At 67.8% G+C, this 21,598-nt stretch carries 16 protein-coding genes and 3 tRNA genes; 10 read left to right on the forward strand and 9 right to left on the reverse strand.

From position 1 onward, the window contains the following. The first annotated feature begins 189 nt into the window (after positions 1 to 189). Positions 190 to 3,951, forward strand: a complete 3,762-nt coding sequence (locus MHY20_RS10400) for a multifunctional oxoglutarate decarboxylase/oxoglutarate dehydrogenase thiamine pyrophosphate-binding subunit/dihydrolipoyllysine-residue succinyltransferase subunit (protein WP_239376646.1) — start codon at positions 190 to 192, stop codon at positions 3,949 to 3,951. Positions 3,952 to 4,010: 59 nt separating this feature from the next. Further along, positions 4,011 to 4,643, forward strand: a complete 633-nt coding sequence (locus MHY20_RS10405) for a GDSL-type esterase/lipase family protein (RefSeq protein WP_183373864.1) — start codon at positions 4,011 to 4,013, stop codon at positions 4,641 to 4,643. Positions 4,644 to 4,876: 233 nt separating this feature from the next. Here the strand turns inward: MHY20_RS10405 and MHY20_RS10410 are convergent, their stop codons facing one another. Both MHY20_RS10410 and MHY20_RS10415 read right to left on the reverse strand, forming a co-directional pair. After that, complete coding sequence (locus tag MHY20_RS10410; RefSeq protein WP_239376648.1) at positions 4,877 to 5,203, reverse strand: hypothetical protein; 327 nt, start codon at positions 5,201 to 5,203, stop codon at positions 4,877 to 4,879. Between the two features lie 104 nt (positions 5,204 to 5,307). Beyond that, on the reverse strand, positions 5,308 to 5,928 hold the full coding sequence (locus MHY20_RS10415) for a sigma-70 family RNA polymerase sigma factor (RefSeq protein ID WP_239376650.1): 621 nt from the start codon (positions 5,926 to 5,928) through the stop codon (positions 5,308 to 5,310). Between the two features lie 93 nt (positions 5,929 to 6,021). Here MHY20_RS10415 and MHY20_RS10420 point away from each other — a divergent pair, with 93 nt between their 5' ends. From MHY20_RS10420 to MHY20_RS10440, 5 genes are all read left to right on the forward strand, one after another. Beyond that, positions 6,022 to 6,582, forward strand: a complete 561-nt coding sequence (locus tag MHY20_RS10420; protein ID WP_183373858.1) for a DoxX family membrane protein — start codon at positions 6,022 to 6,024, stop codon at positions 6,580 to 6,582. 82 nt (positions 6,583 to 6,664) lie between these two features. Continuing rightward, positions 6,665 to 8,008: a 3-phosphoshikimate 1-carboxyvinyltransferase gene (gene aroA / locus MHY20_RS10425; RefSeq protein WP_343217756.1), complete on the forward strand. Its 1,344-nt coding sequence runs from the start codon at positions 6,665 to 6,667 to the stop codon at positions 8,006 to 8,008. Then, positions 8,005 to 9,048, forward strand: coding sequence for a ribosome small subunit-dependent GTPase A (rsgA, locus tag MHY20_RS10430; RefSeq protein ID WP_183373854.1), 1,044 nt, complete (start codon positions 8,005 to 8,007; stop codon positions 9,046 to 9,048). The genes aroA and rsgA overlap by 4 nt, the downstream gene beginning before the upstream one ends. A 17-nt stretch (positions 9,049 to 9,065) precedes the next feature. Further along, a complete protein-coding gene (locus MHY20_RS10435; protein ID WP_239376654.1) occupies positions 9,066 to 9,857 on the forward strand; it encodes an inositol monophosphatase family protein in 792 nt (263 codons plus the stop codon). A gap of 142 nt (positions 9,858 to 9,999) precedes the next feature. Beyond that, on the forward strand, positions 10,000 to 11,226 hold the full coding sequence (locus MHY20_RS10440) for a pyrophosphate--fructose-6-phosphate 1-phosphotransferase (protein WP_239376656.1): 1,227 nt from the start codon (positions 10,000 to 10,002) through the stop codon (positions 11,224 to 11,226). Positions 11,227 to 11,602: 376 nt separating this feature from the next. Here MHY20_RS10440 and MHY20_RS10445 read toward each other — a convergent pair. Further along, positions 11,603 to 11,676 (reverse strand) — tRNA-Met (locus tag MHY20_RS10445). A 114-nt stretch (positions 11,677 to 11,790) separates the two neighbouring features. Next, positions 11,791 to 14,868, reverse strand: a complete 3,078-nt coding sequence (locus MHY20_RS10450) for a UPF0182 family protein (RefSeq protein WP_239376658.1) — start codon at positions 14,866 to 14,868, stop codon at positions 11,791 to 11,793. Between the two features lie 122 nt (positions 14,869 to 14,990). On the opposite strand from MHY20_RS10450, the gene MHY20_RS10455 reads away from it, so the two are divergent. Next, entirely contained in the window at positions 14,991 to 15,548 is a 558-nt protein-coding gene (locus MHY20_RS10455; protein ID WP_239376659.1) for a hypothetical protein, read from the forward strand. A gap of 63 nt (positions 15,549 to 15,611) precedes the next feature. Here the strand turns inward: MHY20_RS10455 and MHY20_RS10460 are convergent, their stop codons facing one another. After that, a complete protein-coding gene (locus tag MHY20_RS10460; protein WP_239376660.1) occupies positions 15,612 to 16,181 on the reverse strand; it encodes a single-stranded DNA-binding protein in 570 nt (189 codons plus the stop codon). 240 nt (positions 16,182 to 16,421) lie between these two features. On the opposite strand from MHY20_RS10460, the gene MHY20_RS10465 reads away from it, so the two are divergent. Then, positions 16,422 to 16,494: transfer RNA gene (locus tag MHY20_RS10465), tRNA-Arg, on the forward strand. A gap of 73 nt (positions 16,495 to 16,567) precedes the next feature. Here MHY20_RS10465 and MHY20_RS10470 read toward each other — a convergent pair. Together MHY20_RS10470 and MHY20_RS10475 are read right to left on the reverse strand one after the other, a co-directional pair. Continuing rightward, positions 16,568 to 17,761, reverse strand: coding sequence for a M48 family metallopeptidase (locus MHY20_RS10470; RefSeq protein WP_239376661.1), 1,194 nt, complete (start codon positions 17,759 to 17,761; stop codon positions 16,568 to 16,570). 173 nt (positions 17,762 to 17,934) lie between these two features. Continuing rightward, positions 17,935 to 18,564: a superoxide dismutase gene (locus MHY20_RS10475; protein ID WP_183373840.1), complete on the reverse strand. Its 630-nt coding sequence runs from the start codon at positions 18,562 to 18,564 to the stop codon at positions 17,935 to 17,937. A gap of 166 nt (positions 18,565 to 18,730) precedes the next feature. Between MHY20_RS10475 and orn the strand changes: the two genes are divergently transcribed. Further along, complete coding sequence (gene orn / locus MHY20_RS11785) at positions 18,731 to 20,656, forward strand: oligoribonuclease (RefSeq protein WP_343064021.1); 1,926 nt, start codon at positions 18,731 to 18,733, stop codon at positions 20,654 to 20,656. A 135-nt stretch (positions 20,657 to 20,791) separates the two neighbouring features. Here orn and MHY20_RS10490 read toward each other — a convergent pair. Together MHY20_RS10490 and ribH are read right to left on the reverse strand one after the other, a co-directional pair. After that, positions 20,792 to 20,867: transfer RNA gene (locus MHY20_RS10490), tRNA-His, on the reverse strand. A 266-nt stretch (positions 20,868 to 21,133) separates the two neighbouring features. Continuing rightward, positions 21,134 to 21,556: a 6,7-dimethyl-8-ribityllumazine synthase gene (gene ribH, locus MHY20_RS10495; RefSeq protein WP_239376663.1), complete on the reverse strand. Its 423-nt coding sequence runs from the start codon at positions 21,554 to 21,556 to the stop codon at positions 21,134 to 21,136. Between the last annotated feature and the right edge of the window lie 42 nt (positions 21,557 to 21,598).

Consider the following 21,598-nt stretch of genomic DNA (forward strand, 5'->3'; position numbering starts at 1 on the left):
CGCTGCCGACGGATCCCGCCGCCCTCTGATCCTGCTCATTCGAGCGGCGCCTGGGGCAGGAATCGCCACTGTGTCCGGCTCAGCGGTCAGGACCTGGTAAAAGCCGCTGTCCGCGGTGGGGTGAGTGCCCCGAATTCCGCTAGGCTGGATCCGATCAATCGTCCGGAAGCGAAAGTTGGCGATCCCAGAGTGTCAGAGCAGACACACAGCACGAACGACACTGCTGAGGCCGAGTTCGGCCCGAACCAGTGGCTGGTCGACGAGCTGCACGCACAGTTCCGAGAGGACCCCTCGAGTGTGGATTCGTCCTGGGCGGAGTTCTTCCGCTCCCGGGAGTCCTCCGGCACCGCTGAGAAGGGCGCGGACGAGTCCCCCGCCCCGGCGGCATCGAACCCCGCCGCCAAGGCCGAGTCGAAGCAGGCCGAGTCCACGAAGGCTGCGCCGAAGAAGGCCGCGCCGACGAATGCCGCACCCGCCGCGAAGTCCTCGGCTGCGAAGAAGGTCGATGCCGCGGAGAAGAAGGCCGGGGTCTCAACCACCTCAGACCGCCCCGCGAAGAAGGACGATTCCTCCGCCGCGCCCGCGCAGGCGACCAATGAGCCGACCCCGGTGAAGCTGCGCGGCCCCGCCGCCGCCGTGGTGCGCAACATGGACGAGTCGCTGACCGTCCCCACCGCGACCTCGGTGCGCGATGTCCCGGTGAAGCTGCTGTTCGACAACCGCATCGTCATCAACAACCACCTCAAGCGTCGCCGCGCCGGCAAGGTCTCCTTCACACACCTCATCGGCTTCGCCATGATCGAGGCGATCACCGAGATCACCGACATGAACAACGGCTTCGATGAGCAGGACGGCAAGCCGGTCCTGCTCAAGCGCGAGGACATCAACTTCGGTCTCGCGATCGACATGCCGCGGCCCGACGGGTCCCGCGGTCTCGTGGTCCCCAACGTCAAGGCGGCGCAGAAGTACGACTTCCACGGCTTCTGGCAGGCGTACGAGGACATCGTGCGCCGTGCCCGCGCCAACAAGCTGACCATGGCGGACTTCACCGGCACCACGGTGTCGCTGACCAACCCCGGTGGCATCGGCACCGTCCACTCGATCCCCCGCCTCATGAAGGGCCAGGGCACGATCGTGGGCGTCGGCGCGATGAACTACCCTGCGCAGTTCCAGGGCGCCAGCCAGGAGACCCTCGCGCAGCTTGCGGTCTCCAAGGTCATGACCCTGACCTCCACGTACGACCACCGCATCATTCAGGGCGCCGCCTCGGGCGAGTTCCTCAAGGTGATGGCGGACAAGCTGCTCGGCCTCGACGGCTTCTACGACCGCGTGTTCGAGTCCGTCGGCGTCCCCTACGAGCCCGTGCGGTGGGTGGCGGACAACCCGATGCAGGACTCCCCGCAGGAGAAGTTCGCGCACGTGATGGACCTGATCCACGCGTACCGCACCCGCGGCCATCTGATGGCGGACATCGACCCGCTGCAGTACCGCCAGCGCCGCCATCCGGACCTGGACGTGGAGACGTACGGCCTCACCCTGTGGGACCTCGACCGCACGTTCCCCACGCGCGGTCTCGGCGGCCGGGACAGCATGACCCTGCGCGAGATCCTCGGGGTGCTGCGCGATGCGTACTGCCGCACCATGGGCGTGGAGTACATGCACCTCACCGACCCGGAGGAGCGCAACTGGGTGCAGGAGCAGGTGGAGAACAAGCGCCGCCCCTTCACGAAGGACCAGCTCACCCACATCATGGACCGCCTCAACGCAGCCGAAGCGTTCGAGACGTTCCTGCAGACCAAGTTCGTGGGCCAGAGGCGCTTCTCCCTCGAGGGCGGCGAAGCGATGATCCCGCTGCTGAACTCGATTCTGACCGACGCCGCGCGCGACGGCGTCAAGGAGGTCTGCATCGGCATGCCGCACCGCGGGCGCCTCAACGTGCTGGCGAACATCGCCGGCAAGAGCCACTCGCAGATCTTCCAGGAGTTCGAGGGCACCGCTCAGGGCGTCGGCTCCGGTGATGTGAAGTACCACCTCGGCACCGAGGGCTCCTACACCTCGCTCGACGGCGACACCACGAAGGTGTACCTCGCTGCGAACCCCAGCCACCTCGAAGCGGTCAACCCCGTGCTCGAGGGCGTGGTGCGTGCGAAGCAGGACCGCCTGGAGCTCGGCGGCAGCGAATTCCCGGTGCTGCCGATCCTCATCCACGGTGATGCGGCGTTCGCCGGTCAGGGCGTGGTGCCCGAGACCCTCAACCTCTCGGAGCTGCGCGGCTACCGTACGGGCGGCACGATCCACGTCATCATCAACAACCAGATCGGCTTCACCACGCTGCCCGATTCCTCGCGGTCGTCGTTCTACTCCACTGACATCGCCAAGGGCACGCAGCTGCCGATCTTCCACGTCAACGGCGACGACCCGGAGGCGTGCATCCGCGCCGCCGAGCTGGCGTTCCAGTACCGCCAGAAGTTCCACCGCGACGTGGTCATCGACATGGTCTGCTACCGTCGCCGGGGCCACAACGAGGGCGACGACCCCTCGATGACCCAGCCGCTGATGTACGACCTCATCGAGAAGAAGCCGAGCGTCCGCAAGCTGTTCACCGAGACCCTGCTGGAGCGCGGCGACCTCTCCGAGGACGAGCTGCAGCATGTGGTGGACAACTTCAAGCAGCACCTCGACCAGGCGTTCGCCGGTGCCCGTGAAGCTGGCAAGGACGCGAAGAAGGACGGTGCGGTCAAGGGCCTGGAGAAGCCCATGTCGCAGCAGGGCGACGAACCCGACTACGGCGAGGTCGAAGCAGAGACTGCGGTCGACGCCTCCGTGCTCGAGACCATCGGCACCGCGCACGTCGACTACCCGGACACCTTCGAGATCCACCCGAAGCTGAAGTCCCTGACCGAGAAGCGGCAGGAGATGTCCCGCGAGGGCGACATCGACTGGGGCTTCGGCGAGATCCTGGCGTTCGGCTCCCTGCTCATGGAGGGCACCCGCGTTCGCCTCGCCGGCCAGGACTCCCGCCGCGGCACCTTCACTCAGCGCCACGGTGTGCTGATCGATCGTGAGGACCAGGACACCTACACGCCGCTGCTGCACCTCGGCGAGGGCCAGGCGCGGTTCAACGTGTACGACTCCTCCCTCTCCGAGTTCGCCGCCCTCGGCTTCGAGTACGGCTACAGCGCGGAGAGCCCCGAGTCGCTGGTCCTGTGGGAGGCGCAGTTCGGTGACTTCGTCAACGGCGCGCAGACCATCATCGACGAGTTCATCTCCTCCGCTGAGCAGAAGTGGGGGCAGCGGTCCTCGCTGGTCATGCTGCTGCCGCACGGCTACGAGGGCCAGGGACCGGACCACTCCTCCGGCCGCCCCGAGCGCTTCCTCCAGCTGTGCGCGGAGAACAACATGCGGGTGGCGATGCCGTCCACTCCGGCGAGCTACTTCCATCTGCTGCGCCGCCAGGCGAAGCGGGAGCGCCGCCGCCCGCTGATCGTCTTCACCCCGAAGTCGATGCTGCGCAACAAGCTTGCGACCTCGTCCGTGGAGGACTTCACCTCCGGCTCGTTCCGTCCGGTGATCACCGAGGGAACGAAGGACCCGTCGGCCATCCAGCAGGTGCTGGTGTGCTCCGGCAAGGTCTACTGGGACCTCGTGGCGCAGCGGGAGAAGCGCGGGGCCGATGACGTCGCCATCGTCCGCATCGAAGAGCTGTACCCGCTGCCGACCCAGGAGATCCGCGAGGCGCTGTCCGTGTACGACGGCGCCGACGTCCGCTGGGTGCAGGAGGAGCCGTCGAACCAGGGTGCGTGGCAGTACATCGCCATGAACTTCGCTGAGCATGTGCGCGTTCCGCTGACTGTGGCGGCGCGCCCGGCGTCCGCATCGCCCGCGGCCGGCACCATGAAGCGGCACGTTGCGGAGTTCGAGCGCCTGATGGACAGCGCGTTCGCACGATGACCGGTTAGGGTTGGGAGGTCCGTCGATCTCCCCCATCGATCCCACCTGGAGGCTTGCTCGTGAACTCATTCTCCGAAGACCAGCAGGACCCGGCCCGACGGGTTCGGCTCGTCGCTCTCGGCGATGAGCTGCTCGCCGGTGCCGGCGACGCCAAGGCCCTCGGATGGCTCGGACGCGCAGTCGCCCGCCACAACGACGGCCAGGCACGGGTGGACGTGTTCACCGCCGCCATGCCGCGGGAGACCACGGCGCAGCTGGCGGTGCGCTGGCAGGAGGATCTGGAGCGCCTCATCGAGCGGGACGAGGAGTACCCCACCGATCACCGCGTGGTCCTGTCCCTTGGCAGCGCCGATGTGGACTCTGGGCTGTCGCTGGCGCGGTCGCGCCTCAACCTCGCGACCGTTCTCGACGGGTTGGAGCGCTACAAGTTCCCCACGTTCGTGGTGGGCCCGGCGCCGTCGGCCGATCGAGCGAAGACCGAGAAGGTCTTCGAGCTCTCCGGTGCGTTCAACGATGTGTGCGCGCGCCGACGGATCCCCTACGTGGACCCGGTCGCAGCGCTGATGCACCACGAGCAGTACATGGGTGATGTGGCCCGCTCCGAACGGGACATCCCCACGCAGACCGGCTACGGCCTCATCGCCTGGCTCGTGCTGCATTCGGACTTCTCACAGTTCCTCGAACCGCGCTGACGGCGCTGGACTGTGGCACAATAGCGGGGTTGCCTTCGGGCAGCTTCCCGTGATGACTGCACGAAAGGAGTGCGTGATGAGCAAGCGTGGACGCAAGCGCAAGGCGCGTCGTAAGAGCAGCGCCAACCATGGCCGTCGCCCCAACTGCTGAACCGTTCCGGTTCCAGTGATGAAGGAGCGCCCAGGACGATCAGTCCGGGCGCTCCTTCGTGTCATCGGCGCGGTTCTGGCGGTCAGCCACCGCGACGGTAGGTGATGCGGACTTCGCGGTAGGTGACGCGGATCCTCTCGCGCAGTTCCCGAGGGGCCCGCTCCTCGCGACAGGATGCGCGCAGCAGGGCCTGAATGCGGCGGGCGCGCTCCACTTCGCGGGCGCAGTTGATGCAGTCGCCCAGGTGGGCCTCCAGCTCGGCGATCTCACTGGGGGTCAGGCCCGCGGCGAGCGCCTGGTCCACCCGCGCCCGCAGCCGCGCCGCGGGATCGTCCATGCGCTCCGCAGGACCGTTCATGTGCGCCGCGGGATCGCTCAGACCGTTCGCCGGGTCGTCCGCATTCCGCATGGGCGCGCTCCTCTCTGCTGGCACAGGCCGGGCTGGCATCGGCTGGTCGTCGGGGACAACGCCGCGCGGATCGGATTCATTCCATCGACCAGAGGTGGCTCCGCTCATGCCTGCTCCTCCCCCGGTTCATCGCGCAGGTAGCCACGGCTGCGGGCGTACTGCTCGAGCTGGTCGCGCAGCTGCGCGCGGCCGCGGTGGAGCCGGGACATGACGGTGCCGATCGGCGTCTCCATGATCTCGGCGATCTCCTTGTAGGAGAACCCTTCGACATCCGCCAGATACACCGCCTCGCGGTAGTCCTCCCGCAGATTGTTCAGGGCCTCTTTGATGTCCGAATCGGGCAGCGCCTCCAGGGCTTCGGTCTCCGCGCTGCGCAGACCGGTGCTGGTGTGGGACTCGGCGCGGTGCAGCTGCCAGTCCTCCACGCCGTCACCGGCGGACTCCTGCGGGCGGCGCTGCTGTTTGCGGTAACCGGAGATGAACGCGTTGTGCATGATCCGGAACAGCCAGGCGCGCATGTTCGTCCCCGGCCGGAAGGAGTTCCGGGCCCGGTAGGCCTTCGCGTACGTCTCCTGGACGAGGTCCTCCGCGTCCTGCTGGTGGCGGGCGAGCTTCAGTGCGCCGCCGTAGAGGGAGTCCAGATGGGTGAGGGCTTCGGCTTCGAACTCGTCGTCGCTCAGGGCCTCCGCTGAGCCCGTGGTCGCATGATCCGGCTGGTCAGACATAGTGTTCAGGGGCCGGTTTTCCGACAGTGTTCGGGGTCATGTGCGTTAGGCTATCAGCGACTTCTGTCATAGAGAGAAAACCGTGAGGTAACCATGTCTGTTGTCCGCCGCATCGCTCGCCCGCTGCTCGCAGCCCCCTTCATCGTCGACGGGGCGCGCACCGTGGCGCGTCCCCAGCGCGTCGTCGACGGCCTGCCCGTTGAACTCCCCGAGCTCGACTCCTACGTCACCAGCGCCGGCATTCCGACCGACGCCCAGACCCTCGTGCGCGTGTTCGGCGGCGTTGCAGCCGCTGCGGGTGTGGCCTTCGCCCTGAACCGCGCGCCGCGGTTCTCCGCCGGCGCTCTCCTGCTCTCCTCCACCATTGCGCTCGGCGGTCGCCGCCGCATCTGGGAGCTCGAAGGCAAGGAGCGCCTCGAGGAGCTCGGCCGCATCGCCGGCGATCTCGGTCTGCTCGGCGGCGTCCTGCTCGCCGTCGTCGACACCGACGGCAAGCCGGGCCTCGCGTGGCGCGTGGACCACGCCATCGAGCGCGGCCAGAAGATCGCCGAGAACAAGCGCAAGGACCTGGAGAAGGCGCAGAAGGCGGCTGAGCGCTCGAAGTCCGCGAAGAAGCTCGACAAGAAGCTCGCCAAGAAGATCAAGAAGGCCTGAGGCCCTCTCCTCTCCCCTCACTAAGGACTCCCGATTCACAGTGCAGCACGTTCAGTGGTCCGCCCCTGTCGCTGAAGGGCCCGTGGATGCTCATGTGACCATCCCCGGTTCGAAGTCGCTGACCAACCGCTGGCTGGTGCTCGCCGCCCTCGCCAGCAGCCCGACGCGCCTCACCGGTGCTCTGGCCTCACGCGACTCCCGCCTGATGATCGACGCGCTCACCGAACTCGGCGCCTCGTTCGAAGCCGACGGCGAGACTCTGATCGTCACGCCGATCTCGTTCAACGAGCAGGGCGCGACCACCGAACGCCGCGGCCACGGCCGACGTGCCGCCCGGGACAGCAGTGAGGACCTGTTGACCGACGACCCCCTGGTCATCCACTGCGGCCTCGCCGGCACCGTGATGCGGTTCGTTCCGGCCGTCGCTGCTCTGCATTCCGGCCCGGTGCGCTTCATCGGCGATGACACCGCTGGCGCCCGGCCCATGGCGCCGCTGCTCGACGGTCTCGAACAGCAGGGCGTGCGGATCGACCGGGAGGACCCGTCGGCCTCCCTGCCGTTCACCGTCAACGGCACCGGCAGCCTGCGCGGCGGTGTGGTGGAGATCGACTCCAGCGGCTCCAGCCAGTTCGTCTCCGGGCTGCTGCTCGCCGGTGTCCGCGGCGAGGCGCCGCTGACCGTGCGTCAGGTGGGCGACTCGCTGCCGTCGATCCCCCACATCGATATGACCGTGGCGCTGCTGCAGGCCGCAGGCATCACGGCCGAGCACCGGGTGGTGGACGGCCGCCACGAATGGACCGTGGAGCCGGGCGAATTCGAGATCGGCGACATCACCATCGAACCGGACCTGTCGAACGCGGGACCGTTCATCGCCGCCGCCGTCGCCACGGGCGGCTGCGTCTCGGTCGCGAACTGGCCGGAGCACACCACGCAGCCCGGCCAGGACTTCACCCGCATTCTGCCGATGATGGGCGCCGAGGTGGAGCGCATCGGCAGCGATGTCGAGTTCAGCGGCACCGGACACATCCGCGGCATCGACATCGACCTGTCCTCCGTCGGCGAGCTGACGCCGACGATCGCCGCCCTCGCCGTCCTCGCCGACTCCCCCTCGCACCTGCGGGGCATCAAGCATCTGCGCGGCCACGAAACCGATCGAGTGGCCGCTCTCGCCACCGAACTGCGTCGCCTCGGCGCCGACGTCGTGGAGCACGAAGGCTCCCTGGAGATCACGCCGAAGCCGCTGACCGGCTGCGTGATGGAGACCTATGAGGACCACCGCATGGCGACCGCCGCCGCGATCATCGGTCTGAAGGTGCCGGACGTGCGCGTTGTGAACGTGGCGACCACGCAGAAGACCCTGCCGGACTTCGTGGGCATGTGGCTGTCCATGCTGCACGCGGAAGCGCGGTCCGGAGGCACCTGGTGAGTCGTCGCCCTCGAGGCTCGTACGACGAATCGGATGTGCGCATCCGCCCATCCCGCCGCGGGTCCCGGCCCCGCACGAAGGACCGCCCCGACTTCTCCGACGCCGTCACGGGCCGCGTCGTCGCGGTGGACCGCGGCCGCTGGCGGACCGTCATCGATGCCGGCACGGACGCCGAGCGTTCGGTCACCGCTGTGCGCGCTCGAGCCCTCGGCCGCTCCCCCATCGTTCCCGGTGACGTCGTCGGCATGACCGGCGATACGTCCGGCCGCACCGACACCCTCGCGCGCATCGTGCGCATCGACGAGCGCAGCTCCTTCCTCCGCCGGTCCGCTGACGATGACGACTCCACCGAGCGTCCCCTGGTCGCCAACGCGACCCAGATGGTGATCGTGACGGCGCTGGCTGATCCGGAGCCCCGCGGAGGCATGATCGACCGCTGCCTGGTCGCCGCCTACGTCGCCGGCATCAGGCCCCTGCTGTGCCTGACCAAGTCAGATCTGAAGGACCCGTCGGACTTCCTCACCACCTACGCCCCGCTCGGGGTGGAGTACGTGGTCACCCACCGGGAGGCCGACGGGTCCATCGCCGGCCTGGATGAGCTCCGGCAGCGCCTCGGCGGGGAGACCAGCGTGCTGATCGGGCATTCGGGGGTCGGCAAATCCACCCTCATCAACGCGCTGGTGCCCGGCACGGACCGCGCCACCGGCCACGTCAACGACGTCACCGGCCGCGGCCGCCACACCTCCTCCTCCGCGCTGGCGCTGCAGCTGCCCGGCGGCGGGTGGGTGATCGACACCCCCGGTGTGCGCTCGTTCGGCCTCGGCCACGTCACCCCCGAGGAACTGCTGGGTGCGTTCGCTGACCTCGCGGCCCTGGAGGAGAACTGTCCGCGCGGCTGCACCCATGCCGAGGACGCTCCCGACTGCGCGATGGACGCGCTGGTGGAGCAGGGTGCAGCGGGACCGGCGGGACCGGCGCGGCTGGCGTCGTTCCGGCGGCTGGACGACGCGCTGCGGAAGAACAACCCCTGGGACCTCTGAATCGGTAGGGTGAGCCCATGAGCTCTTCCCTCTCCGACGATCTGCGCCTCGCCCACGTCCTCGCCGACGCGGTCGACCAGAAGACCCTGTCCCGCTTCCAGACCCAGGACCTGACAGTCGAGACGAAGCCCGACCTCACCGAGGTCACCGACGCCGACCGCACCGCGGAGGAGATGATCCGCGCACAGCTGGCCCGGGTCCGCAGCCGCGATCAGGTCATCGGCGAAGAGTTCGGCTCCACCGGGACGGGATCCCGCCAGTGGATCGTGGACCCGATCGACGGCACCTCCAACTTCGTGCGCGGAGTTCCCGTGTGGGCGACCCTCATCGGACTCGTCGAGGACGGCGAAGTGGTGGTCGGTGTCGTGTCCGCGCCGGCCCTGAAGCGCCGCTGGTGGGCTGCGAAGGACGCCGGTGCGTTCACCGGCCCGCGCCTGTCGTCCGCGAAGCGCCTGCAGGTGTCCGGCGTGGGTTCGCTGGACGCCGCATCGCTGTCGTACTCCGACCTGTCGAACTGGGCGGAGCAGGGGCGCCTGCGCGAGTTCCTCAATCTGATGCAGCGGTTCTGGCGGACCCGCGCGTACGGCGACTTCTGGAGCTACATGCTGCTCGCCGAAGGCGCTGTCGATGCTGCTGCAGAGCCGCAGCTGGCGCTGCATGACATGGCGGCGCTGGTGCCGATCGTAACGGAGGCGGGCGGCCGTTTCACCGACCTCGACGGTGCCCCGGGGCCCTTCGGCGACGGTGCCGTGGCGAGCAACGGGCACCTGCACGAGATGATCCTGGAGGCGCTCGCTCAGCAGGCCTGAGCCGGCAGTGAATCCCCTGGTCATGGGGCCTGTTGCGAGGACCTTCCTCCCCAGGCGCCGCCGCTAGGATGGCAGTGTCCGTTGACCTGCCCGGCCGCCTGATCGCGGCGGCTGTTTCCGGGCACCCATGGAAAGGGAAGATATGACCGTCAAACGCGTTGCACTTCTGACTGCGGGCGGCTACGCGCCGTGCCTCTCGTCTGCTGTGGGAGGCCTCATCGAGCGCTACACCGAGCTCGACCCGAGCATTGAGATCATTGCCTACCGCCACGGCTATTGGGGTCTGCTGTCCGGCGAGAAGATCATCGTGGACCAGACGGTGCGCCGGAACGCAGGTCTGCTGCACCAGTTCGGCGGCTCCCCCATCGGCAACTCCCGCGTGAAGCTCACCAACACCGACGACCTCGTCAAGCGCGGCCTCATCAGGGAGGGCGAGAACGCCCTGCAGGTGGCGGCGGAGAAGCTGAAGGCCGACGGGGTCGATGTCCTTCACACCATCGGCGGCGACGACACGAACACCACCGCCGCTGACCTTGCGGCGTACCTCCACGAGCACGACGCTGAACTGCGCGTGGTGGGTCTGCCGAAGACGATCGACAACGACATCGTGCCGGTGCGCCAGTCCCTGGGCGCCCTGACTGCCGCTGAGCAGACCAGCCAGTTCGCGCAGAACATCATCGCTGAGCACGGCTCGAACCCCCGCATGCTCATCATCCACGAGATCATGGGCCGCGCCTGCGGCTATCTCACTGCTGAAGCCGCCCGCTTCTACCAGCAGTGGCACGCTCAGCAGCAGTGGCTCCCGGAGATCGGCCTCGATGCCGAGAAGTGGGATGTGCACGCCGTCTTCCTGCCGGAGCTGAAGATCGACATCGACCGTGAGGCGAAGCGCCTGAAGGCTGTGATGGACGAGGTCGGCAACGTCAACATCTTCCTGTCCGAGGGTGCCGGCATCCCGGAGATCGTTGCGGAGATGGAGGCGAACGGCGAGGAGGTGCCGCGCGACCCGTTCGGCCACGTCAAGCTCGATACCATCAACCCGGGCAACTGGTTCGCGAAGCAGTTCGCGGACAAGCTCGGCGCCGAAAAGGTGATGGTTCAGAAGTCCGGGTACTTCGCGCGGTCCGCGAAGGCGAATGCAGAGGACCTGCGCCTCATCAAGTCGATGACGGATCTGGCCGTGCAGGTGTCCCTCGAAGGCGGCAGTGGCGTGATCGGCCATGACGAGGGCAACGACAACCGCCTGCGCGCCATCGAGTTCGATCGGATCGCCGGCCACAAGTCGTTCAACGTGGAGCAGGACTGGTTCCAGGACGTCCTGGTGCGTGCGGGCCAGCCGTTCGCGAAGGCGGAGCCCAGCGACGACTGATTCTGGCTCTTGTCTCGCCTGGCTCGGCCAGTTGGGCTCCCTCGGTCCAGTTGGCCTGATGTTCGTGGCGACCTGATATGCGCGGCGACCCGATGGACGGGCCGACATGATGAACAGCGCCCCGGTGGTGAATCCGCCGGGGCGCTTCTCTGCCCCCCCCCCGATGCGCGCACTGCGCAGCCTGCGACCGCCGCACTCCTCCTCCGCACGCTGCGGCCACGCCGAACGATCCGTCTGCACTTTCGGGGAAGTCAGCGCGTACAGCCCCGAATACGTCGACGAATCGACCGACACAGGCGCGACGGCACCGCGACCAGCCGCTCCCGGGTAAGGGAAAGGCCCTGACCAGATTTCTCTGGTCAGGGCCTTCATCTCGTAGCGGGAGCAGGATTTGAACCTACGACCTCCGGGTTATGAGCCCGGCGAGCTACCGAACTGCTCCATCCCGCGTCGACATGTTCTAATCTACGCGGGCACCCCTCCGATGTCCAACGCGGAGGCGTCAAACGTGAGACAGGAAACTTTCACCTCCGGTTTGCCCGGTTGACGCCCGTCCCCGTCAGCCTACTGCTTCCCGTTGGCCTCGCGGGCGCGCTTGATGGCGTCGTCCATCTTCTTCTGCGCCTCACCGTAAGCGGCCCAGTCACCGTCCTTCAGAGCCTTGTCGGCCTCCTTCTGGGCGGCATCCAAGTCGTCGAGCGCCTTCGTGAGGGCATCGGCATCGGCAGGCGCCGGCGCCGCCGGGGACGATGGATCGGCCGACGGGGTCGGCGATGGCGAAGGCTGCGGCGTCGCGCCGTCCTTCGGCTGCTGGCCGTCGGTGCCCGGTGCCGGGTTGGCGCCCTCGACGGCACCGGCTTCGCCCTTGGTGGGCACTTCCGCATCACCGGCGTTCGCACCGGAGTCGCCGCCGAAGACGGCATCCAGTGCCTCATCCAGCGTATCTGCGTACCCGACCTTGTCGCCGAAGGAGACGAGGACCTTGCGCAGCAGCGGATACGAGGTGCCGCCGCCGGAACTGGAGCTCATCACGTACACGGGCTGCACGTACAGCAGTCCGCCGCCCATCGGCAGGGTCAGCAGGTTGCCGTTGATGACCTCGGAGTTGCCGGTGCGCAGAAGGTTCAGCTCCCGCGACACCTCCGGGTTGGTGTTGAACGTGTTCTGCACCTGGCGGGGTGCGCTCACCGGGTTCGCGGTCGGCAGCACCAGCAGATTCATGTCGCCGTAGCTGTCGGCCGGATTGCCGGCGGTGCTGCCGGTCTCCGAGTCAACGGCGAGGAAGCCCATGAGGACGTCCTGGCCCGCCACCGGGATGTAGCTGGTGGAGACGGAGAAGCGCGGGCCGTCCTGGTTGGGCATCTTCATCGACAGGTACAGCGGCGGCTGAACGACCATGCTCTGGCCGTCCTTGCTGTTCTGCCCCGCAGCTGCGCGGTTCGGGTCCGGCGTGACCTGCCAGAAGTCCTGCCCGCCGAAGAACTCGTCAGCATCAGTCACATGGTACTGGCCGAGCATGTGACGCTGCGACTTGAACAGGTCCGAGGGGTACCGCAGGTGGCTCATGAGATCCGAGGAGATCTTCGTGGCCGCGCGGTGCGAGGTCGGGAAGACATCGTTCCACGCCCGCAGGATCGGGTCCTCGGTGTCCCAGGTGTAGATCTCCACCGAGCCGTCGAATGCATCCACCGTCACCTTCGCGGAGTTGCGGATGTAGTTGACGTCCGCCTGCCGCTGATCCGCAGTGGCCTGTCCGTTGGTCTTCGCGTCCGTCACCACGGTGTTGAAGTCCATCGACTGCGCGTACGGGTACCGGTCGGTGGTGGTGTAGGCGTCGATCACCCACTTGAGCTTGCCGTCCACCACAGCCGGGTACATCTCGGAGTCCAGCGACAGGTAGGGCGCGACCTTCTTCACGCGGTCGCGCGGATTGCGGTCGTAGAGGATCTGCGACTCGGAGTTCACGTAGCTGGAGATGAAGATGTTGGGTTCGCGGAACTTCACCGCGTACAGCAGCCGCACGAAGCGGTTGCCGATCTTCGGTCCGCCGTCGCCGGTGTAGGTGTTGGAGACCTGGGAGCCGTCGCCCTTGCCGTCGGTACCGCCGGACTGGTAGTCGAACTCCTGCGGGTCGGAGCCCTTCGGGGCGCCCACCACGGAGTAGTCCGGTGAGTGGCGGCCGAAGTAGACGCGCTCCTGGTAGTCGCCGAACGGGCCGCTGCCGGGCACGCCCGACTGGAAGAAGGACGGTTCGCCGTTGGGCTGACGCCGGTTGCCGTACGCGGCGGCGACACCGTACCCATGGGTGTAGACCACGTGCTGCGTCACCCAGTCGCGGTTGGCGAGGTTGAGCTTGTCGGGGCGCAGTTCGCGCACGCCGATCACGGTGTCCTGCTGCTTCCCGTCGATGTCGTAGCGGTCAACGGAGAGCTGGTCCTCGAAGCCCCAGTAGGGTCGGTTCGCTTCGCGCTGCTCGAAGGTCGGGGACACGACCCCCGGGTCCATGAGGCGGATCTGGGCGGTGGTGGAGGCGTCGGAGCGCAGCGCACCGGCGTCGGCGTCGGTCTTCGCCTGGTAGCGGGTCTCCTTCACCTTGTCGATCTTGTACGCGGCGCGCGTCGCGTCGATGTTGTGCTGGATGTACGGCTGTTCGAGGGCGCGCTCGTTCGGATCGACCTTGAAGTTCTGGATCAGCGTGGGGTAGGCCATGCCGACGGCGAGCGTGGACAGCACGATGAGACCGGCACCGATTGCGGGGATCTTCCAGTTGCCCTTGATGATCCACAGCAGCATCAGCGCCGCCACGATCAGGGCGGCGACCGCCAGGATCGTCTTGGAGGGGATGAGGGCATTGACATCCGTGAAGGACGCGCCCTCGAACTTCGTGTGGCCGGAGTTCAGCAGATGGTAGCGCTCCACCCAGTGCTGGGCGGCGAGGATCAGCAGGTAGCCGAAGGCGATGATGCCGAGGTGCCGGCGTGCCGCCTTGGTGATGGAGATACCGGAATCCTGGCCCCAGGCGATGCCGCCGTACACGAAGTGCCCGGCGATGGCGGCGACGGCGGTGGCGACCACGATGAAGTTCAGAAAGGTGAGCGCCATGTCGATGACCGGCAGATGGAACACGTAGAACCCGATGTCGTTGTGGAAGATCGGGTCCGTGGTGCCGAAGTTCTTCGCGTGCATCGCCAGCTGCACCGGCTCCCACGCCCTCGCGGCGGCGAGACCGCCGAAGATGCCGAGAGCGCCGGGGACGGCGAAGGTGATGAGGCGGCGCAGCGGCTCCACAGCCTGACGGAACTGCTCCACCGCCTGTTCTTCGCGGGTGATCGGCGGATGCACCGGCCGATGCCTGTAGGCGAAGCGGAGGGTGAAGAACAGCGGCAGGGCGATGAGGGCGGCGCCCAGGAGGAAGAGGACCACCTGGGTGATCCAGCGGGTGCGGACCACGTCGACGTAGCCGAGCTGGCTGTACCAGAGGTAGGCGGTGACGACTTCCGCAGCGATCACCAGCGCGACCAGGAGCGCACCGATGATGAGAAGCGTGATGGTGAGGGGTGTGAACCGGCTCTTGCCGTCCTCCTGCGTTCCCGACGGTTTCGGCCGCGGACGTGATCCGGGTGCGGGGACGGAGAAACTCACTGGCTACCTCATAACTCGCAGGGCGATCTCACAGCTGTCCACGCGCGTCGCCGATCGAAGCGCAGCGGTCAGTAGTCTGGACGGAGAAGTCCCCGTCCATTCTGTCAGGTTAAACTTTGCACGTGAATTCCGACTCCCCTGCTGATCTCACTGAACGCGAAGCCGGCCTCGCCGCTTCGATCCTCGAAGTTTTCCGCTTCGCCTTCTCCGGACCGCAGGCTCCCCCCGCTGGTGCGACCGCGTCCCGCTGGATGCTGCTGAGGACCGGCATGATCGCCGAGGATCATCCCCAGCTGGCCGAGCTGATGGACCCCGAGGACCTCGCCGCCGGTGATGACGACCCGGAGCACCTCACACCGATCGAAATGGGCGCCGACCAGCTGGACCCGGTCGCTGAACTGCAGGAGGCCACCTGGCCGGAGGACCTCGCCGGCGGAGCCGTCCACGCGGTGATCGATGCCGCGCCGCGGACCCACGGGGACCGGCGAGATGACAGCGCGCCCGCGCAGACAGCTGTCGTTGTGGGCGCGCTGCTCAACGGTGAGACCTGGTGTGTGGTGCGGGCTGTGGAGAACGGCCGGGTCATCGCGGACTCCCCCACGCGGATGGGGCGCCGCCTCATCCCGGCGCTCGTGGACGCCCTGCAGGCGAGCCTCGGCCTCGCCCCGGCCCAGGACTGACGCCCAGCAGCATCACGCCACCACTCGGCGGCGTCCACCGCTGCTCAAGCGGAGGCGGTGGGATCAGAACGGCGGCTCCTTGTCGCCTTCTGCCCCGTCGGCCTCCTCTCCGCCACCGACGCCGACGGCGACCAGCTCCGACGGGTCCCGCCGTACCGGCGCTTCCCGATCCTCGGCGGTGTCGTCGGGAACAGTGCGGCCTTCGAGCTCAGCAGAGGTGTCCTCACCGCCGGTGAGCTGCTCGCCGTCGTCCCCGACCGGCTTCTGGTTGTTGTTCTTGAAGTAGCGGGTGGTGCCGAACTGCAGGCTCGGCCCGAGGGCCTCAGCATGCAGCAGCAGCGCGAAGAAGTCGCGGTTGTCGGGGCCCTTCCACGAATGTGTGGTGAGGCGCCCCGTCACGATCACCGGATCGCCGACGCTGAGGGAAGCATCAGCGTTGAGACAGAGGTCACGGCGGCGGGTCTGCACGCGCACGAACTCGGTGCCGCGGTCGGCGAACTCCCCGGTCTTCTTGTCAAGGTACTGGTCGTTGACGGCGACGGTGAACGTGACGACGAGATTGCCGTCCGGGAACTTCTGCAGGCGGATCGGTTGGGCGATGTTGCCCACGATGGTGGTGCGGATAGCGGACATGGGTCCCCCTTCTTTGGCGGCGCTGCGGCCGCGTCGGTCCGGCGCTTGCCGCCGGCGGTCCGTCCAGCATTCCCAGTGAGCGTCCGCACCACACTCCGCGGAGGCGAACTGTGCACAAGTGGCGGTGGGCACGGGCCACTCGGATTCGGGGCGGCGGGCCCTGCTCGCCTACACTTGAGCCGCACACCCCGCGGCGTCACCGCCGCGCCGTCGACCCCGGGACGGGGCGACGGGTGCCCCGCCTCCGTAGCTCAATGGATAGAGCACCGGCCTTCTAATCCGTAGGTTGCAGGTTCGAATCCTGCCGGGGGCGCCCACAGCACACGAGAAGGGGCGGGCCAGATTTCTCTGGTCCGCCCCTTCTGTCATCACTCCACGCGACTGGGTCAGGAGTTCGGCATCGTGCCCTCGTTGATCGGCGGGTACGGTGCGCGGATCTGCAGGTCGCGCATCGATGCCGGCGCCGGATACTGGGCGCCCGGGAAGCGGCCGAACTGCTCCTCGTCCAGAACGAGTCCCTCCGCGCGCGCACGGTTGATCAGTTCGATCGCCTGCTCCGGCGTGGGGTGCTTCTTGGAGAAGGTGGAGCCCGCCGGCAGCATCTGGTGGAACAGCGGCGCCTTGGGCCGCAGCCACATCTTGCCGGCGCGGGTGCGGTCGCGCAGGGCGTTCGCGCGCCAGGTGGTGATGGGGTGGGTGGAGGTCCACTGCACGAGGTGCACCCACAGTCCCTTCTCAGTGGCGGCACGGTCGGCGAGCTCGTTCACGTTGACGTGGGCGTTGAGGTACTTGCCGCCGGCCAGCAGCGCCATGGTTCCGGGCGCACCGTTGGGGACGTGCGAGTAGCCGTAGTTGTCCGCCGTGTACTCCTGGGCGCGGGAGAGGGCCCTGCCGAGGATCGGCACCTGGTAGAAGAGGTTCTGGAACAGGATGCGGAAGTAGCCGGTGTGGCCCGCAGCGTGATGCCCCACCTCGTGGGCGATGACGAAGCGCAGTGCTTCGGGGTCGCGGACACGCCCGCCCACCTCGAACAGGTCGGAGTGGACCACCACGTAGCGGCGGAATCCGTGACCGGCGGCGAACGCGTTGATCACGCCGTTGCCCATCGTCACGTAGGCGTCGGGAACGCGGCGCATGCCGAACTGCTGCGCTGCCTCGCACACCATCCGGTAGCCCTCCGGGAACTGGGTGGGGCTCATACGGACCGCGAGCGCGCGCTGCTGCGCGTACATGAGGGCGCGCAGGATCCACAGGATCCACGGCAGGGCGCCGATGATGACGAACAGCTGGATGAGGTTCGGGTCGAGGCTGTCGACGACGGAGGCGTCATTGCCGGTTGCGACGAGGATGATGAACACGACGATGCTCGCCAGCCAGGCCAGGTTGAACCCGACAGTGAACAGTACGGCGACGGCGAAGAGCGGCAGCTCCCAGGGGTGCCGCATGGCGAGGTCGCCGGTCAGGCCGAGACGGGTGGAGCCGTTGAAGAGTCGGGGGCGGCCGACGGGTTCGCGACCGTCCAGGGGGCCGTGAGGACCGAATGCGGCCGGTGACGATGAGGGCTGCTGCGGTGAAGTCATGGAACAACTGTAGGGAAGAACCCGTCGGCTCGCCGTTAGACCTGGCGGTGCTTCCGGCCGGAGCGCCTCCGACCAACGTATGACCCCGCCGGCCCGCAGACAGTGAACAGCGGCGGCGCCTACGAGGAGGCACCGCCGCTGGTTCGCTCAGGTGAGCGCGGGACTGCTGGCGATCAGGCCGTCGGCGTGATCAGGCCGACGGTCTGCTTACGGGCACGCTCGAAGCGGTCCGCAACATCGGCCCAGTTGACGATGTTCCAGAACGCCTTGACGTAGTCCGCCTTCACGTTCTGGTAGTCGAGGTAGAAGGCGTGCTCCCACATGTCGAGCATGAGCAGCGGGACGGAGCCGGCTGCGAGGTTGCCCTGGTGGTCGTACAGCTGCTCGATGATGAGCTTGCCGCCGAGGGAGTCCCAGGCGAGGATCGCCCAGCCGGAGCCCTGGATGCCGAGGGCTGCAGCGGTGAACTGGCCGCGCAGGCCGTCGAAGGAGCCGAAGAACTCGTCCACTGCGGAGGCGAGCTCACCGGTCGGCTTGTCGCCGCCCTCCGAGGAGAGGTTGTTCCAGAACACGGTGTGGTTGACGTGGCCGGCGAGGTTGAACGCGAGGTTCTTCTCCAGCTGGTTGATGGTGCCGAAGTCGTCCTTCTCGCGTGCCTCAGCAAGCTTCTCCAGAGCGGTGTTCGCACCGTCCACGTAGGTCTTGTGGTGCTTGGAGTGGTGCAGCTCCATGATCCGGCCGGAGATGTTCGGCTCGAGAGCGCCGTAGTCGTAGGAGAGATCCGGAAGAGTGTAGTCAGCCATGGAAGGCCCCTTTCTTCGTCGAAGTGACGCCGGGCTGCCCGATTCAGATGTGCCGCCTGGCGCGGTTCGTGTCCAACCCTAGTGGCCGGAGTTGAGCACTCGGTGACAAAGCCCTGATCAGGCGCCGGGAGCGCGCGGGCATGGGGGCAGTGGATAGGCTGGACGGGTGAAGAGCACGAAGAACACTGTCAGCAACCGAATCGTCTGGGTGGACTGCGAGATGACCGGCCTGGACAAGGCCGAGGACGCCCTCATCGAAGTCGCGGTCCTCGTCACCGACGCCGACCTCACCGTCCTCGGCGACGGTGTGGACATCGTGATCCGCCCGCCGGAGGGCGCAATCGAGTCCATGAACGACTTCGTCCGCCAGATGCACACCGACTCCGGTCTGCTGGAGGAGCTGGCCGACGGGGTCACTCTGGAAGAGGCCCAGCAGCAGTGTCTGGAGTACGTCCGCCAGTACGTGCCGGAGCCCGGCAAGGCGCCGCTCGCCGGCAACAGCGTGGGCACCGACCGAGCGTTCCTGGAGCGCGACCTGCCCCTGTTCGAGAGCTACCTCTCCTACCGCACAATCGACGTGTCCTCGCTGAAGGAGCTGGCGAAGCGGTGGCTGCCGCGGGTCTTCTTCAACACGCCGCAGAAGCACGGCGGGCACCGCGCCCTCGCCGATATCCGCGAATCCATCCAGGAGCTGAAGTACTACCGGGAGGCGATGTTCGTCTCCGCGCCCGGCCCCACCACCGACTATCTGAAGGTGCAGGCGAAGCGCTTCGAGCTCCCGGCCGACGGCTCCGCCGATTCCTCCGGTGCCGCGGACGCGGCCGATGCGGAGGGTGACCACCCCGCGAGCGTCACCTGGCTGGACTCCCCCACTCACGCCCGCTGGCTCGCCAGCGAGGGCGATGCCCTGCTCGAGTTCGCTGCCGGCTCCGCGCTCGATGAGGGCGGTTTCGGTTGGCTCGATGAGACCGGCGAGATCGACGAGTCGAAGAATCGGGAACTGTGGATCAACTGCCGCATGACCCACGTGTTCTCCCTGGCCTCGATGCTCGGCAACCCGGAAGCCGGGCAGTTCGCCGATCACGGTGTGCGCGCCCTGCGCGATGTCTTCTCCGATGCCGAGCACGGCGGCTGGTTCGATGAGGTCGCCCTCGACGGCTCGGTCGCGGGGGATTCGAAGAGCGCGTATGCGCACGCGTTCGTGGTCCTCGCCGCCGCGTCCGCTACGGCCGCTGGCCGCCCCGGTGCCCGCGCGCTCCTCGATGACGCGCTCGAGGTTCTGCTCGAACGGTTCTATGACCGCACCGAGGGCATGGTCCGTGAGAGCTTCACCAGGGACTTCTCCTCTACGGAGGAGTACCGCGGCATCAACGCGAACATGCACACGGTGGAGGCGCTGCTCGCCGCTGCTGATGTGCTCGACCGCCTGGACCTGCTGCAGATCGCGGTGGGGATCATCAAGCGCGCTGTCAACGAGTTCGCCCGCGACAACGACTGGCTGCTGCCCGAGCACTACTCCTCCGAATGGGAGATGCTGCCGGAGTTCAACACGGACAACCGCGCGGATCCGTTCCGCCCCTACGGCGCGACGATCGGCCACTGGTTCGAGTGGGCGCGCCTGACGCTGACGGCCCGCGCCGGTCTCGCCCAGCAGGGTCAGGATCAGCCGCAGTGGATGCTGGAGTGCGCGCTCGCTCTGATGAACCGCGCCGCTGAGTTCGACGGCATCGACGGCACGGGCGGGTTCCCGTACACGGTGGACTGGCAGGGCGAGCCGGTGGCGCGCGAGCGGATGCACTGGGTGGCGGCTGAAGCCGTCGGCGCCGCCGCGGTCGCCTACCGCACCACCCGTGACCGCCGGTGGGCGGACCTCTACCAGCAGTGGTGGGAGCACATCGCTGAGGACTTCATCGACCCCGCGGGCGGGTCCTGGCACCACGAGCTGGACATTGACCTGGAGCCGTCCACGACCGTGTGGCGGGGGAAGCCGGATGCGTACCACGCCGTGCAGGCCACGCTGATTCCGCGACTGCCGGTGTGGCCGTCGCTCGCAGAAGGGGTCCGACGGGGGCTGCTCGACAACCCGCAGTGAGAGGCAGCAGCGGCGCGGTGGCGGAGCTGCCGGGGCAGCCGCAGGCGTCGTGGCGGAACAGCCAGGGCGGCTGCGGGCGCAGCGGGGCGGACATGAAAAATCCCGGGACACCGCTGCAGCGGTGTCCCGGGGCACTGGGGTGATCGACGGGATTTGAACCCGCGACCGCCTGGACCACAACCAGGAGCTCTACCAACTGAGCTACGACCACCATGGATCGGATGAGCCGCGCCCTGATCCCTCAGGACTGACGCGCTCGTCGTCACGAGTATTCAGCATAGTGCGCCCCATCCGACGAAAGCCAATCGGGTCAGCGGCCGCGTGGTGCGGATCTCGTTGCCAGAACCGCCAAGCCCACCAGCATGAACCCCGCCGCGATGAGAAGCGCCCACCGGGTGCCGTCGGTGAACGCCTCCGCCATCCCCGCTCCCGGCAGCGCACCGGGCCCATGCCCGGCCGCGTCACCCACGGACACGGTCAGCGCCCGCGCACCTCCGCGATGGCGCGGTAGGTGCGGATCGCCGCTTCCGCTGCGGCATAGCCGGCGTCCTCGCTCGCGCCCTCTCCCCCGGCGCGGGCGATCGCCTGCTCCTGCGTATTCACGGTCAGCACGCCGTTGCCGACGGGGGTGGACTCCTCCAGCGCCACCTGGGCGAGGCCCGAGGTGGCTGCGTCGCAGATGTAGTCGAAGTGCGGGGTTTCGCCGCGGATCACCACGCCGAGGCCGACCACCACGTCGGCGGCGCGGGCGAGGGTCTGCGCCGCGATCGGGACTTCGAACGAGCCGGGGACGCGGATCTCGACGATGTCGTCGATGCCCGCGTCACGGGCGGCGCGCCGGGCGCCGTCCATCAGCGAGTCCATGATCTGCGCATGCCAGGAGGCGGCGGCGATGCCGATCGAGCGGGGACCGTTCTCTGCGGGGGCGAGCGGGGTGGAGGG

Origin of the sequence: Helcobacillus sp. ACRRO, from assembly GCF_022347125.1 — a bacterium.
Classification (GTDB): Bacteria; Actinomycetota; Actinomycetes; order Actinomycetales; family Dermabacteraceae; genus Helcobacillus; species Helcobacillus massiliensis.

Bases quoted from the DNA above. Each gene is read 5' to 3' on its own strand.
- MHY20_RS10410 (WP_239376648.1), bottom strand. From the start codon at position 5,203: ATGCGGAATGCGGACGACCCGGCGAACGGTCTGAGCGATCCCGCGGCG.
- MHY20_RS10415 (WP_239376650.1), bottom strand. From the start codon at position 5,928: ATGTCTGACCAGCCGGATCATGCGACCACGGGCTCAGCGGAGGCCCTG.
- MHY20_RS10420 (WP_183373858.1), top strand. From the start codon at position 6,022: ATGTCTGTTGTCCGCCGCATCGCTCGCCCGCTGCTCGCAGCCCCCTTC.
- MHY20_RS10435 (WP_239376654.1), top strand. From the start codon at position 9,066: ATGAGCTCTTCCCTCTCCGACGATCTGCGCCTCGCCCACGTCCTCGCC.
- MHY20_RS10440 (WP_239376656.1), top strand. From the start codon at position 10,000: ATGACCGTCAAACGCGTTGCACTTCTGACTGCGGGCGGCTACGCGCCG.
- MHY20_RS10460 (WP_239376660.1), bottom strand. From the start codon at position 16,181: ATGTCCGCTATCCGCACCACCATCGTGGGCAACATCGCCCAACCGATC.
- MHY20_RS10470 (WP_239376661.1), bottom strand. From the start codon at position 17,761: ATGACTTCACCGCAGCAGCCCTCATCGTCACCGGCCGCATTCGGTCCT.
- MHY20_RS10475 (WP_183373840.1), bottom strand. From the start codon at position 18,564: ATGGCTGACTACACTCTTCCGGATCTCTCCTACGACTACGGCGCTCTC.